This is a genomic window from Myxococcales bacterium, assembly GCA_023898405.1.
Taxonomy (GTDB): Bacteria; Myxococcota; UBA727; order UBA727; family JABDBI01.
Genome location: CP060221.1, coordinates 2,007,498 through 2,021,458, shown reverse-complemented (window position 1 = coordinate 2,021,458; position 13,961 = coordinate 2,007,498). Strand labels below are relative to the sequence as shown.

13 protein-coding genes are annotated in these 13,961 nt (G+C 39.7%); 10 read left to right on the top strand and 3 right to left on the bottom strand.

Annotation, left to right across the window (positions count from 1 at the left end):
* Window positions 1–100: 100 nt before the first annotated feature.
* From H6731_09210 to H6731_09195, 4 genes are all read left to right on the top strand, one after another.
* Window positions 101–826, top strand: coding sequence for a DUF72 domain-containing protein (locus H6731_09210; protein ID USN50425.1), 726 nt, complete (start codon window positions 101–103; stop codon window positions 824–826).
* 62 nt (window positions 827–888) lie between these two features.
* The gene (locus H6731_09205; protein ID USN50424.1) at window positions 889–1,650 is read left to right on the top strand and encodes a CoA transferase subunit A; all 762 of its coding nucleotides are present in this window, start codon (window positions 889–891) and stop codon (window positions 1,648–1,650) included.
* On the top strand, window positions 1,650–2,303 hold the full coding sequence (locus tag H6731_09200; GenBank protein USN50423.1) for a CoA transferase subunit B: 654 nt from the start codon (window positions 1,650–1,652) through the stop codon (window positions 2,301–2,303). The genes H6731_09205 and H6731_09200 overlap by 1 nt, the downstream gene beginning before the upstream one ends.
* Window positions 2,304–2,527: 224 nt before the next feature.
* The gene (locus H6731_09195; GenBank protein ID USN50422.1) at window positions 2,528–2,947 is read left to right on the top strand and encodes a hypothetical protein; all 420 of its coding nucleotides are present in this window, start codon (window positions 2,528–2,530) and stop codon (window positions 2,945–2,947) included.
* A 334-nt stretch (window positions 2,948–3,281) separates the two neighbouring features.
* On the opposite strand, the gene H6731_09190 is transcribed toward H6731_09195, so the two are convergent.
* Window positions 3,282–4,403, bottom strand: coding sequence for a mechanosensitive ion channel (locus H6731_09190; protein USN50421.1), 1,122 nt, complete (start codon window positions 4,401–4,403; stop codon window positions 3,282–3,284).
* A gap of 428 nt (window positions 4,404–4,831) precedes the next feature.
* Here H6731_09190 and H6731_09185 point away from each other — a divergent pair, with 428 nt between their 5' ends.
* The 5 genes from H6731_09185 (at window position 4,832) to H6731_09165 (ending at window position 9,426) form a co-directional block, all read left to right on the top strand.
* The gene (locus H6731_09185; GenBank protein ID USN50420.1) at window positions 4,832–6,484 is read left to right on the top strand and encodes a hypothetical protein; all 1,653 of its coding nucleotides are present in this window, start codon (window positions 4,832–4,834) and stop codon (window positions 6,482–6,484) included.
* A gap of 289 nt (window positions 6,485–6,773) precedes the next feature.
* The gene (locus H6731_09180; GenBank protein ID USN50419.1) at window positions 6,774–7,259 is read left to right on the top strand and encodes an ATP-dependent zinc protease; all 486 of its coding nucleotides are present in this window, start codon (window positions 6,774–6,776) and stop codon (window positions 7,257–7,259) included.
* Window positions 7,256–8,155 (top strand): 30S ribosomal protein S6--L-glutamate ligase, encoded by a 900-nt coding sequence (rimK, locus tag H6731_09175; protein ID USN50418.1) that lies wholly within the window; start codon window positions 7,256–7,258, stop codon window positions 8,153–8,155. Before H6731_09180 ends, rimK begins: the two co-directional genes overlap by 4 nt.
* 75 nt (window positions 8,156–8,230) lie before the next feature.
* Window positions 8,231–8,542, top strand: coding sequence for a transposase (locus H6731_09170; GenBank protein USN50417.1), 312 nt, complete (start codon window positions 8,231–8,233; stop codon window positions 8,540–8,542).
* Window positions 8,500–9,426 carry an IS3 family transposase gene (locus H6731_09165; protein USN51978.1) on the top strand — a complete coding sequence of 309 codons (927 nt, stop codon included), beginning with the start codon at window positions 8,500–8,502 and terminating at the stop codon, window positions 9,424–9,426. The genes H6731_09170 and H6731_09165 overlap by 43 nt, the downstream gene beginning before the upstream one ends.
* Window positions 9,427–9,507: 81 nt before the next feature.
* Here H6731_09165 and H6731_09160 read toward each other — a convergent pair whose 3' ends face one another.
* Window positions 9,508–10,509 (bottom strand): phosphatidylinositol-specific phospholipase C domain-containing protein, encoded by a 1,002-nt coding sequence (locus H6731_09160; protein USN50416.1) that lies wholly within the window; start codon window positions 10,507–10,509, stop codon window positions 9,508–9,510.
* A gap of 305 nt (window positions 10,510–10,814) precedes the next feature.
* Here H6731_09160 and H6731_09155 point away from each other — a divergent pair, with 305 nt between their 5' ends.
* Complete coding sequence (locus tag H6731_09155; protein USN50415.1) at window positions 10,815–11,327, top strand: hypothetical protein; 513 nt, start codon at window positions 10,815–10,817, stop codon at window positions 11,325–11,327.
* A gap of 129 nt (window positions 11,328–11,456) precedes the next feature.
* Here H6731_09155 and H6731_09150 read toward each other — a convergent pair whose 3' ends face one another.
* A complete protein-coding gene (locus H6731_09150) occupies window positions 11,457–13,754 on the bottom strand; it encodes a DUF1554 domain-containing protein (protein USN50414.1) in 2,298 nt (765 codons plus the stop codon).
* Window positions 13,755–13,961 lie beyond the last annotated feature (207 nt).

Here is a 13,961-nt window from a genome sequence, read left to right as displayed (position 1 = left end):
TGCTGCTCTTCTTGCGCTTTGCTTTTGTCTTCCTAGCATAGGGGCCGTGTAAAACCGAATCTTTGTAAATATAAAACCCGGGCTAATTTTGGTGAAATATATGGAAATTTTGGTTGGTACTTCAGGCTGGTCTAACCCCATTTGGAATCCGAGCGGTCTATCCTGGTATGTGGATAATTCAAAGCTTAACGCTGTTGAGCTCAACATGTCGTTTTACCAGCTGCCAAAAAAAGAACAGATTCTATCTTGGGCTCAAGAAGGAAACTCACTTGTATGGACGGTTAAAATGAACCGCTCGGTGACACATTTTTTTCGTTTCAATGAAATGGCATTTGAAAAATTTCTTGAATTTCAGGAATTGTTTAAACCTCTTGATAAGCAGATTGAATATTACCTATTTCAGCTTCCCCCCAATGCCCATCCTGCTATGCGCGATGACATCGAAAAATTTTTTCACCAGTCTCAACTAGGCCCTCGCTTTGCACTTGAATGGAGAAACCCCCATTGGTACACCAAAGAGCATATCCAGTGGGCACAATCTTTGGGTATCACCGTTGTAAGCGCCGACAGCGCTCAAGTACCGCGGGAAATAATCAACACAAGTGGTACCGTTTATTTGCGACTTCATGGACGCTCCGATTGGTTTTTACATCACTATTCCAGAAAGGAACTTTCTCGTATCACAGGCGCTGTTTTAGCCAGCGGCTGTAGGCGCGTCATTGCATTTCTCAACAATGAATCTCTGCAACTTAAAAATGCACAAATGCTCTATCAAATATTTCGTGAACAACTAAACCTCACCAAAATACCGGCCGATACAAAATAAATTCAATATCCTGGCCCTTTTAGACACTAAAACAAAGGATTCTTATCAAGGGTAAATGCTGAATGAATAAAATCATTGATGATCTAATTCCGGTTATTGGGCGTATCAGCAACGGTGCTACCATTATGGTGGGGGGCTTTGGCTTATGTGGCATTCCCGAACATCTCATCTATGCTCTTTTTGAATCAGGAGTAAAAGATCTTACCATCATCAGCAACAACTGCGGAACCACCGATCTTGGCCTTGGCATACTTCTCGCTCAACGACGAATCAAGAAAATGATTTCCAGCTATGTAGGCGAAAATAAAATTTTTGAGCAACAATTTTTATCAGGCGAGCTTGAAGTTGAACTGGTACCTCAAGGCACACTTGCTGAAAAAATTCGCGCCGGTGGTGCGGGAATTCCAGCATTTTATACTCCCACAGGCGTACACACCATGGTTTCAGATGGCGGCCTGCCCATGCTCTACGATAGCCAAAATAATGTTTTGAAAAGCTCTCAAGCAAAAGAAATACGTCGCTTTAATGATCGCGATTATGTTTTAGAAGAATCTTTAAGAGCCGATTTTGCTTTGATCAAAGCTCATGAAGCTGATACTTTTGGTAATCTCAGATTCAATAAAACTGCTCGCAATTTTAACCCCATCATGGCGCAAGCTGCTGCAGTTTCTATCGTTGAGGTTGAAAATATTGTTCCCTTAGGATCACTCGACCCAGATCAAATTCATCTATCGGGTGCCTACATTCAATGCGTCTATAAAGGCCAAAACTATAAAAAGTGGATCGAACAACGAACAGTTCGGCCGCGTCCGCAGGGGGAGTAATGCTAAGCCGCGAACAGATAGCTGCACGAGTAGCACAAGAGCTTAAAAATGGATTTGTTGTTAACTTGGGCATTGGTCTCCCCACATTGATTCCCAATCATATTCCTAAAGGGATGGAAGTATTTTTTCAAAGTGAAAATGGTTTACTTGGAGCAGGACCATTCCCCTATGAAGGAGAAGAAGACCCCGATCTCATCAATGCAGGTAAGCAAAGTATTACCACTGTACCTGGAGCCTCATTTTTCTCTTCGAGCGAATCATTTGCCATGATCAGAGGCGGTCACATTGATTTAAGTGTACTTGGTGCTATGCAGGTTTCAGCTTTGGGAGATATCGCCAACTGGATGATTCCGGGCAAAATGGTCAAGGGGATGGGAGGCGCTATGGACCTAGTTGCTGGCGCCAGAAAAGTTATTGTTGCTATGGAGCATGTCAACAAAGCCAATGAACATAAAATTGTTGAAAAGTGCACTCTCCCGCTGACAGGCACGGCCTGCACTAACATGATCGTCACCGACTTGGCAGTATTTCATGTGGATGCATTGGGTCTAATGCTGGTTGAGCACGCCCCGCAGGTAAGCATTAATGAAATTAAAACTAAAACTGGTGCTCCATTTCGTATTTCAGAACAACTCAAGATGATGGAAGTATAAGAGTTTATTCTTTGTTTCATAAAAAACATGCTGAAAAAGAAAACTTATTGCGAGTTCTAATATTCTAGCAAAAAAAATTATACTTCTAAGCTAATCTTTCATAGAGCACTCAGTTGGTATATATTTTTGAATGCATTGATTTTTAACTATTGCAAAATAATTGCGCAAGCGATAGGGACAAATTTTTTACTTATTGAGCCTGGAAAAACCTTTGGAGCAGAACTATGTTTTATTTTTTTAGATGGCTTTGTCTGACTATTCTCACACTTCTGCCCTGCGCATGCCAGGAAGTAAATGAAGAGTCGAATAAGAACAGTGACTATAAAACCAAAAAAATTATTTTAGATAGAGATGCTCTGGCTCGATCGGCAGCAACTAATTTTTGGCACCTGTTTTTAGGAGCGGCCTCAAAAACCAATATCGATAGCACAGTGGATGACATCCAAAAAACACCGAAATGCGGCACAGAGCAGCTAGACTTTCTCTCTAAGTTTTGGCGGTGCGCGATCGATCAGGAGCCTGAAAATGTGGGTAAAAGATCAGTAGTCCCTATAAAAAAAGAAATATTTCATAAGTGCGAGCAACAAGCAGGCAAAGGGAATTTTCAAAAAAATATGGTTGGATGTGAATTTATTTTCACTTAGAACCAAGATCGTATTTTTTGTCCACGATCACTTGTCATCTCTATTTTGCTCATCATTACGTGTCATCCCCGCGCAGGCATGGAGCCAAATAGACGGCTGTACTTACTCTCTTAGTGCAAATTGGTGATAGTTTTTTAATTTACATAACTCATTTTAGCTGGGCACTTAGCCATCCGTGCAGGATCCCCGCCTGCACAAGGATGACAAATGATACAGCTACTGGCCGCAAACTTTCGAGAATTTGAACATGGAGATTTTTCCCAATGATTAGCAATTGTAAATATTTTGCTAAAACGGCTTAACAATGCCAATTTTTGATTTTCCAAACAGTCATCTAAGATGATGGAGGCATAAGAGCCTGGTCCTCATTTTGTAAAAAAACATGCTGAGAAGGAAAGGCAAATTTAACTCCAAGGACTTCCATCTTCGCCAAAAAGTCAAAAAACAATTGTTCTCGAACTACAGCAAAAACTCGCCATTCAGTAGTTTTGGCAAAAGCATAAATTTCTAATTCATAACCCAAATCTGTTATGCCTATCAGTCGAATTCTATAGATATCTGAATAAAAATTTTCGTTTTCCAAGAGCAAACGCTCAAATTCCGACAATAGATCTTGTACAGATTTTAAAGGTGTCGACAGGTCAATACGCAAAATAGTATAGAGACGAATTTTTTCACGCTCCATATAATTTTCGATATGCATCTCTGAAAGCTTAAAATTAGGAATCGTTACCAGCGTTCTATCAAGTGTACGAATTCTTGTGGAGCGAATGCCTATTTCTTCTATGTAGCCTAAAATATCTCCACAGCGACAGTAGTCCCCTACCTGAAACGGCTGGTCCAACGACAATACAGCTCCACCAAAAAGATTTTCTAATATTTTTTGAGCTGCCAACGCAAAGGCCAAACCTCCGACCCCAAGACCAACCAAAAAAGCTGAAACATCAATACCTACTTGGTCCAAAAGCAAAAGAAAAGCCACGATAATGAGTGAAGTTTTTGCCACTCTGCGCCCTAAGGGTAAAACTAAGCCCACCCGTGAACGAGAATCTTGGTTTTTGCGAATCATGCGCGTAAAGGCAAAATCTATCAAGCGATAAAATAGATAGGTAAAACCTAGGAACAGGGCTAATTTGATGGCAACCGAAACAGTTTGATCACTTGGTTCGGGCTGTTTTATAAAAAGACTTAGCAACAAAAATATAACAATGACAGCGAAAACTCTGATGGGTCCCTGCAGCTTTTCAACAAAAAGTTTTCTATCACTACTTTCTGTTTGATTAGATAAGAAAGCAATCAGGATACCAAGGGGCTTTGTCAATGAACTTGCCGCCAAAAGTGAAATAAATAAAGCAAAAACATTGCTCGCCCAATACCATGCAGGCAGCCCATAAACAAGCGTTTCGAGTTGGGGAAATTGCTCGAGCAAAAAACTTGAAAGAATATATTCCATCATTCACCACTGCATATTTACATAAAAACGAACAAGGCTGGAATTTCAGCCAACATAATTTCTTGTATCATTGTGAAAATAATTTTTCCCCTTTCAACCCCTGTTATAGAAACTATTTAAAAATAGTTGCCGAATGATAATTTTTTCTCTAGCTCGCCACATTGCCTGGTAAATCGTTCCCTAAAAAACATTGTTAATCAGCCTAAAAAAAGATAAAAGTTTTTGCTAAATGTTTTCAAAACAATCACTTAGCCGGTTTTTATTTTCAATTTCTTTTCTTACAAGAAAAATAACAATTTTTGCTCAAGCAATTACGCAATTAGCCAAGGTGAAAAAATAATTAAGTCAATGAAGGCTAAATGAGGTTTTTATTGGGCAAAACTGATTTTTATTAAAAAGTTGATTTTTACTTCTGTTCACGGGGAGAGAAAATGCAAAAGAATAATGCAACTTTTATAGCATCAAAGATCGTCTTTTTGATGTTCTGTATACTCGGTTTGAGTTCTTGTAAATCTGAGAAAATACATAAGCAAACATATCGTTCTTCAATAGTTAAAAGCTGTTCTGAATTCGATAATGACCAAAAAAATTGTGAGAATTTTCAAGAACAAGGCAAACAGTGTGAATTCAATGTACTCACCAAAAAATGCTACATTCCCCAGATAACTGATAAGAGTTGTCGAGATACAGAGGAAAATGCTTGTAGAGATAGTTTTTGGTGCACCTATGATGTTGATAACGGCGACTGCAATGATGCTCAGGACGCTATAAAGGGCAAATGTCGAGTTCTTCAACGAGCCTCTGTTTGCACCGCAAATAATTGCGAATGGGATGGCCAGGACTGCACAGAAAAACGAAGTACAAAAGATATCCACATTTGGAAAAAACTAAATCTTCCTGCCTTGAGCAACATAAAAGCAATAACACAAGTAGCTTTGAGTAAAAATGGAATGCACATCTATGCATTCAACAAAAGTAATGATGCAGAACAAGGACTTTACCACTCAAGTGATGATGGTGAAACATGGCAACGTGTTGGCGATAAAGCAAGCGGCATAGTAAAAGCCTTGCCCTTTAGCAATGGCGTCATCAATAATCCTTCGGAAGCAGTACTTAACACAACTATGATTGAACCTGCGATTAAAGTGACTCAAAGCGGAGCCCTTCTCTTGAGTGGCCAAAAAATCATTCTACTAGAAGGTACTTCTGCTACATGGGGCATTGATACCACCCTTCATAACCAAAGTACCTGGTACTATAATAATCAAACTGAAAATATAAAAAATGAAAGCATTAAATTTGTAGATGTGGTCAATACTCAAACGGGCGAAACTATCGTGTTTGGACAAGAAAGCCCCAACAGCGTGTTTTTAAAAAATATAACTGAGACGTCGCTTAATGGCATGCCAAAACTTTTTAAGACGCGAAATACGGGAGGTGGTGACCTCAACCAGCTTTGGCTACGAGCAGGTAATACCTACAACGATAACTTCCTTTTATTAGCTTCGGCTCAGGGGCTATGGCAATTTCCCAAAAGCCATACAAATCCCACTGATCCAGAAAAATTTGGCATAGTGGATCAAGATGCCAGAGTGCTCTTTCCAGAAGAGGCAGGAGCAAATATTAACTGGCGTGCTCATAACATTGACTACAACTTTATCGGTAGCCTCAACAACAATGGAGTGCATCACTATTTTGCTGGACTAAACTATGTAGCTGGCTCAAAAGCTGGGGGATTCGCACATTTTAATGGTAAACAAACTTCTGGGCAGCACGCTCATCTTAATTTCGTTGATGTGTCTGTACTTGATATCAGCTTTGTAGAAGTTACACGCTTAACCACCAGTGATGGCCTTTTGGCTATTCATTCGGATGGAGTAAAAGATCCTGCCAATGACTTTTCTTTTGTAAACTTGCCCTACAACACATCAGAAATGAAGCAAGACCGCTCAGCCATGGATGAGCTAAAACCTGACGATGACACCAAAACACAAGTCTTTGGCAATAACAACAAAAGTTTTTGGTGGATACATGATAAGGGTATTTTCATACGTTCAAAAAGCCACGGAAAGCCGCGCAGTTAATTGTTTTTTCAATTATTTCTTGGTTTTTTGGGCTACAGCCTAGTTAGTCCTTAAAACCAAAATATAAAGCAAAAGAACGAACAAAAACATTCGGAAATTTATGCTAAAGCTACAATATAAAGTTTAGCTTGGGATTGAATAGCAAAGAGCAATGGGGTATCAGCGCCATATGCAAGGCCATGGAAAAATTAGCGATTATCATATTGAACAAATATTTTTGCTTTCATTACCAATCATCTTGGGCAGTATTAGAAAAAATCAGAAATGCCATTGATAAGAGACCAAAGCCATGGATGAAAAAAAATTGAGAAGCAAAAAAAGAGAAAAAATTCTCATTGGCTGGAAGGAATGGTGCGCCCTACCAGAACTCAACATCAAAGAAATCAAAGCTAAAATCGATACGGGGGCTGCCACCTCAGCCCTTCATGCAGAAATATTAAGCATCACAAGTTATCAAAATCAAAGCTTTATCCGTTTTAAAGTATATGTACATCAAAGCGATAGGCTTGATTCCAAAATTTGCAAAGCCCGCCTGATTGCCCAAAGAAATGTTATGAGTTCCAATGGGTTAAAAGAAAAACGCTATGTCATCATCAGCAAAATAACCGTGGGAAAAACAACATTTGACACGCAAATCACGCTTAGTGACCGCTCCCCTTTGCGCTTTCGCATGTTGCTTGGCAGGCTTGCACTACGCAAATATTTTTTGATTGATCCAAGCAAAGCTCACCTTCAAGGGAGACCGCTTTTTCAACCTTTTACTGGTGAAAAATGAAGATTATAATTTTGGCGCGAAACCCAAAGCTTTATTCCCACAAGCGCCTTGTTGAAGCAGGGACACGTCGAGGACACGAGATTAGGATTCTCGATACGACGCGCTGCTATATGAATATTTCTCAAAGTGAAAACGGCATTCATTATCGCGGCGGAGAAATTATCACCGGTGTCGACGCAGTCATACCGCGTATCGGGGCATCGATAACTTTTTACGGAACGGCTGTTGTACGCCACTTTGAGTCTCAAGGAATTTACTGCGTGAACTCATCAGTGGCTATTGCACGCTCACGCGATAAGCTTCGTTCTATGCAGCTTCTAGCACAAAAAACTATTCCTCTTCCTACCACAGGGTTTGCTAACTCACCCGAGGATACCGAGGATCTCATTAAAATGGTGGGCGGTGCTCCTTTGATCGTAAAACTCTTGGAAGGTACTCAAGGCAAGGGAATTGTGCTTGCTGAGACAAAAAATGCCGCCAAAAGCGTTATCAATGCCTTTAAGCACATCAGAGAAAATATTTTAGTGCAGGAATATATAAAGGAAGCTAACGGCACAGATTTAAGATGTTTTGTAGTAGGAGACAAATGCGTGGCAGCCTACCAGCGAGTTGCTATGAGCGGCGAGTTTCGCGCCAATATTCACCTTGGCGGTTCAGCCCTCCCTGTAAAGCTCAGCAGTGAAGAAAGAAAAATTGCTCTTAGAGCTGCTCATGCGATGGGGCTTAATGTTGCGGGTGTTGATTTAATTCGCTCAAGCCGTGGTCCACTGGTGCTGGAAGTAAACTCTTCACCAGGACTTGAAGGGATTGAGACCGCAACAAAAAAAGATGTAGCGGATGCAATCATCGCCTACATTGAAAAACACGCGCGCCCGCGATCGAGAGCTTCTCTCTAAGCTTTGAGCGTGATCTTGCCCCACTTTGGTGGACAGTCTCTTTCGAGTTACTGTAACTAAAGTTGGAGATAAGAAATGGTAAGAAAATTAAATAGCTATACCCAAGAATTTAGGAATGAAGTTGTTAGTCTTGCTCTAAAGTCTGGCTCAGTTGGTGAAACAGCAAAAGAACTGGGTATACCTGCATCTACAGTTCATGGCTGGGTAACAAAAACAGCTTCCATTAGCTCTGTGGGTTCTTCTAAAAACCAAAAAAGATCGTTGCAAGATGATAACTATGACTTACTTACTCAAAACAAGGAGCTTAAGAAAATGATTGAGCGGCTTGAGCAGGAGAAAGCCATATTAAAAAAGGTCGCAACGTACTTTGCCAAGGAATTGAGGTAAAGTACGCCTTTATCAAGAGAGAATCAGATAATTTTTCCATACGTCTCATGTGTGATGTATTGCAGGTAAGCCGGAGTGGATTTTATAGGTGGAGCCAAGCAATCCCATCCAATAGGGCCCGTGCTAATCAAAGACTTGATATCCACATCAAAGCATTATTTATTGAGCATAAGGCTAGATATGGTGCGCCAAGGATCTTAATGGCTTTGCTTCAAGCGGGCATTAGATGCAGCAAAAAACGGGTAGCGAGCAGAATGAAAATAATGGATATCAGGGCTAAGGCTAAAGGGAAGTTTAGAGCTACCACTGATTCTGGGCATCAACATCCTGTATTTTCCAATATACTCAACCGTGACTTTAATGCGACAACAATGGACCAAAAATGGGTAAGCGACATAACATATGTTCATACAAAGCAGGGATGGCTGTATTTGGCTGTGGTCATAGATCTTTACTCCAGATCCATCATTGGTTGGTCAATGTCTAAAAGAATCGATAAAGATCTGGTTTGTAATGCTTTGCTCATGGCACTTTTTCGAAGAAAATTCCCTAAGGGTGTTGTTGTTCACTCTGACCGCGGTTCCCAATATTGCTCGAAAAAGTATAGAAAAATATTATCTTTAAATGGCTTGATAGGCTCTATGAGCCGCAAGGGCAATTGCTGGGATAATGCCCCATGTGAAAGTTTTTTTCACACATTAAAGGTAGAGTTAATTCAGAACCGGGGCTATGAAACAAGGGCAGAGGCTAAACAGGAAATCTTTTCCTACATTGAAAGTTATTACAACAAAAAAAGAATGCATTCAGCTATTGACTATAGAACGCCATATGAAATGGAATGTGAACAAAAAACTCGAATTCAACTGTCTATGAAATCGGGGTAGGATCATTCAAGTCTCGACGTTATTTTGGGAACCTATTCTCCTAAAAGACTTTTTTTACGGCCTCTACCGCTTCCCTTCTCATCAATTTTTATTGAGCTCATAAATCGCTTGAGCCATTTTGCTACTCGTAAAATCAGTGATGATGATATTGGGATTTCGTGTTGCCCACTCATTAAGCCAGGCAGGAAATTTGGCATTCACTATTTTTGCAAGATCCTCAAGACTTTTTGGCTTGCTACTAAGAGGATTTAAACCATTTTCAATGGTCTTATTATTGGCTGTTACTTGTGACTGAACCACATAGAATTTTTCCCCATTATTATTAGCTGTTCTCTTATTCATGTGTTCGTCAAGTTTCTTTTTCAGCTGGTCAGCGTTATCTACATTGGGCCAGTAATTATCAATAACGCTTTTTCGGTGCCACAACACATCTGATTGATTGGACATCTCTTTATCTTTATAGATTAAGAAAATCTGATATCCATTTTTCCAGAAATCTCGAACCATGGAAATCGGCCCTGCGATCTTAGATTTTTGAGCAAGCTTGCCTTTAAAAGTGCTTTCTATAAATTTTATGAGTTTTTCTTGGTTGCTTTGAGCTTTGCTTTCCACGCCTAAGTAATTCATATCTCCGATTTGAATTACCAAAATTTCTTTGGGATTTTCATTGAGAAATCGTGAAATTTGAGCAGCTACATCGGAAAACTTTGGACCAAATAGACCGTGGGTAACATAAAAATCATTTTTATCATCCCAATAGCTAAGCCTTAGGTCTAAATATCTAACACCGCTCTTAAGCTGATCATATATATTTTTATCTTGCGTTTTAGACCACTTTTTTATTACAGAATTTACGATAAAACCGACACCTATATACTTAAGTTTATTTATTTTATCGCTGATATCTTGATTTTTTGCTATCTCGTTGGTGAGTTGGTAGGTACCAGAGTCATGCGTACCAGGTAAAATTAACTGGTTCAGTGGCTTATCTGCAATGGCATTTCCATAGTGCTCCATCCAATTATTGGAAGCAGAAAATAGCATCAAAGGCAAGAAAAACGCAATAATAACAATTCTAAACACAAATCACCCAAGCCAAATTAACAATCACTTATTAGCTAACATTTAACACGTAAATTAACAGGTAATATTACACGTAAAAAAATTTTATCTTTCAAGCACATATTTTTTTTTAAAAAAATTTAATTTACTGCTTAAACGATCAAGCACTAAACAATTTATGAGCAAACTTATGGAATTATATTTTGTGAATAGTTTCTAAGGATTATTTTCTTTCTAGATAGTAATTTGGGAGAATATTTTTTTGCCAAACAATGTTTAATATTTTTGTTTATTTATCAGCCTAGGCAACAAAACGGTGGTTTTTTATGAGATCGATATGTTGTAATTTTGGACTCTTTTTTTTGCTGACAAATATTTCTCTCTATGCCGGCCCTGCTGAACATTCAAAAGAGCTTATGCCTCCTCAATATGAAACTCAAGATAAGCTTGCCATCGCTCAAAGTGCACTAGAAATTTTTAACAAAGACAATTCTAAATTTTCATATTTAATAGAAAATGATGACTATATAACTTTTCTCACTCGTGCTTTGCTGAGACTTAGCATAAGTTTGCATGAACCTAAAAAAGTTATTTTGATCAAGTATCAAAACAATAAAATAAAAGCACACTTAAAAATCACAGACACAATCAGTAATTTTAAAATACTAAAAATAAATACCATAGAAAATAGCATCATCGATAAAATCGTAGAACACATAAAAAATTACGATGACACATTTAATAAAAAACTTATTACCTATCTCCTAAATCAAGTTTACGGCTGCACGGCGAATTATGATTCTAGCATTGAAGAAAATAGCACGTGCAACCTGCTCTAAGCAGCAAGAACTATGGCTTTGCATTATTTGCTTTAAAGCAGATAGGGTATGATAGATCAACTTTTTCAAGCAAAATCGTAAAAAAGTTTATTTATCACCGCTATCTGCGATTTTCATCCGAAGGTGAAATTAGTTACTGATCTGGAAACAGTAAAACCTTCTTTCTACGCTACAATTTGTGCTACCTTGGCCAATTTTAACCCAGCGACTATCACTTTGTTTAGGTGATCCTGTGGTAGCTCCCACATTCGCTGCGTTACTTGTCCAATCGTTACACTCATCCTCAGTGTTGTCATAGATACCGTTTGGAAAACTGCCTGTCCAGGTTTGATTGCTGGATCCTTCTGGTATATCAGTACCAAACTCATCAACATCGATTCTATGGTTAATCATTCCATCAAGCAAATCTGCTCTACTTGTGGCAACTATACTGATAGGTTGATCTCCAGCTACAAGACACCAAGGGCCATCATTGGTAATCCGAGCGCTGGCATTGGTCATACTGTCGGAAATAAAAGCAGTAAAAGTTCCTGAAAGACCGGCATTGCTTGCCAGGCTATTACAAAGGGCATCTGCACCTGCAAGACCTCCGAAGCTTCCTCCCCTTCTTTGAGCACTACTGGTAAAAACAATAAAGCATGTGCAATCTGGGTCTTCTAGATCAATAAGCCCGTCACAATCATCATCGATACTATTATCGCAAATCTCTGTTTGTGAAGGCGGCTGTCCTTGACATGTTCCCATGACACACATATCCATAATGGTACAGGAATTATTATCATCACAACTACCCATATCGAGATTAACACCACTACATAGGCCATTGACATCACACGCGTCGGGATCGGTGCAAGGATTTTGGTCATCACAAGAAGCACCCACATCAATGCTGCCACTATCACAAATACCATCTATACATTGATCAATCGTGCATGGATCTTGGTCAGTACACACTCCATCATAAGGAGGACCTGCCACACAAGTGCCGTTCCCATCACATTGGTCCGGGGCCGTGCAAGGATTGCCATCGTCACAACCGGTACCTTGGGCAAAATCAGGACCTGGCTGACATACCCCTTCTTCACAACGACCAGGCCCACTGCACACATCTCCAGCAGCACACACCTGATTTGCGCAATTTGGATCAAGACAATCTATCAATCCATTTTCATCATTATCGATACCATCAGAACAATTTATTTCTACGATACGACAATCTTGTGAGCACCGTGCCCCGTCAGGAATATTTTGAGGATCTGGGTTAAAGCCGCCCTGATCGCAGGTCTCATAAACTCGATTTACTGCAACACTATCAATCGAATCCGGCGCTTTTTGCGGTGGATCTTGGTTGCTCACTAGTACAACTTCGCCAATATTGCGATTAACAACCGCTAGGTAATTCTCTGGCGCAGAAAACATACCCGAACTTTTATTGTTAAATGTAACGTAAGTATAGTTATTAAAAAAATCAGTATCCATGCCATTTATTCTTGGATTTGCCAATGAATCAAATAAAAATGTCAAATCAGCAACTTTAGTAGCATTTCCATCACTTTGATCTAATATCGAAAGATCTTTGTAGCCCGCATGATACAAATCATCTTCTAAAAATTTTGCAAATGCGATGCCATTTCCAATGTCATCAACGTGGCTGAGACCCACTGTTGTGTACAAACCTGTGACTAAGTCTACCGTGCCCACTTCATCCATATTGATGTTATCGGAGCTTTTATAATAGGCCCATAGTTTTCCTTGTGAATCAAAGCTGATATCATTCACAGCCCCTCCCATCATTCCTGCTGATAGTCCCATAGGGCCAATAATCGTCGCTATCCCTGTTTGACAATCCACAGTAAAAAGCTGCCACGCATTATTTATTGTCCCTGCTCCATAAAGAATGCCATCGGGAGAAAAATCTAAAGAGGTTACCCGCCGAAGTTCCTGACCGACTACGATAATAGGTGCTATGAGCGTACCCGTACCATTCACTTCATCTAGATGATACAGCTCACTGATTTGATTGGGTCCTGGAGAGGTTGAGCCATAAAGTAAGTAGGGACAAGAAGCAAGCTCTTGCAAAGATACTTCTTGAATGCCATTGCCACAGATTCCTTGAGGAGTCGTAGGAAAAACGAAGCTATCTCCTTTGGGCCCCCTACTTCCCTTCTTACCGGGGAAACCCGATCTTCCTGGCGGACCTGGCAAACCAGGAGGCCCTGGGAGTCCTGGCGGGCCAGCTATTATAACGACATCTGAACTGGGAGCCTCATCGCCATTTTTACTTATTTTCAAGCTACAGTTGGAATTGCTATCGTAGCCCTGATCAAGGCCAAAATTTTCTGCGCACAAGTCTTGTTGTTTTTCATTTATTTCGGAGTGTGATAGCTCAGTTTTCTTCATCTTATCGCAGGAAAAAAATAGCAACATGCACATAATCCCTCCCGCAAAAAAACTATATTTCATGACACTAATTCCCCCCAATTAAAATCTCACTACAACATCATATAACACCCCGTATCAGCATATAAATTATTAATTAAAAACCAATTAATAACTTTAGAACTACCTAAAAATATAAAACAAAAAAATTAAAACTCCACCGCAAGTAGATGCAGTGTCAATAAAGATGCTACA

Bases quoted from the DNA above. Each gene is read 5' to 3' on its own strand.
- H6731_09210 (USN50425.1), top strand. From the start codon at position 101: ATGGAAATTTTGGTTGGTACTTCAGGCTGGTCTAACCCCATTTGGAAT.
- H6731_09205 (USN50424.1), top strand. From the start codon at position 889: ATGAATAAAATCATTGATGATCTAATTCCGGTTATTGGGCGTATCAGC.
- H6731_09200 (USN50423.1), top strand. From the start codon at position 1,650: ATGCTAAGCCGCGAACAGATAGCTGCACGAGTAGCACAAGAGCTTAAA.
- H6731_09195 (USN50422.1), top strand. From the start codon at position 2,528: ATGTTTTATTTTTTTAGATGGCTTTGTCTGACTATTCTCACACTTCTG.
- H6731_09190 (USN50421.1), bottom strand. From the start codon at position 4,403: ATGATGGAATATATTCTTTCAAGTTTTTTGCTCGAGCAATTTCCCCAA.
- H6731_09185 (USN50420.1), top strand. From the start codon at position 4,832: ATGCAAAAGAATAATGCAACTTTTATAGCATCAAAGATCGTCTTTTTG.
- H6731_09180 (USN50419.1), top strand. From the start codon at position 6,774: ATGGATGAAAAAAAATTGAGAAGCAAAAAAAGAGAAAAAATTCTCATT.
- rimK (USN50418.1), top strand. From the start codon at position 7,256: ATGAAGATTATAATTTTGGCGCGAAACCCAAAGCTTTATTCCCACAAG.
- H6731_09170 (USN50417.1), top strand. From the start codon at position 8,231: ATGGTAAGAAAATTAAATAGCTATACCCAAGAATTTAGGAATGAAGTT.
- H6731_09155 (USN50415.1), top strand. From the start codon at position 10,815: ATGAGATCGATATGTTGTAATTTTGGACTCTTTTTTTTGCTGACAAAT.
- H6731_09150 (USN50414.1), bottom strand. From the start codon at position 13,754: ATGTTGCTATTTTTTTCCTGCGATAAGATGAAGAAAACTGAGCTATCA.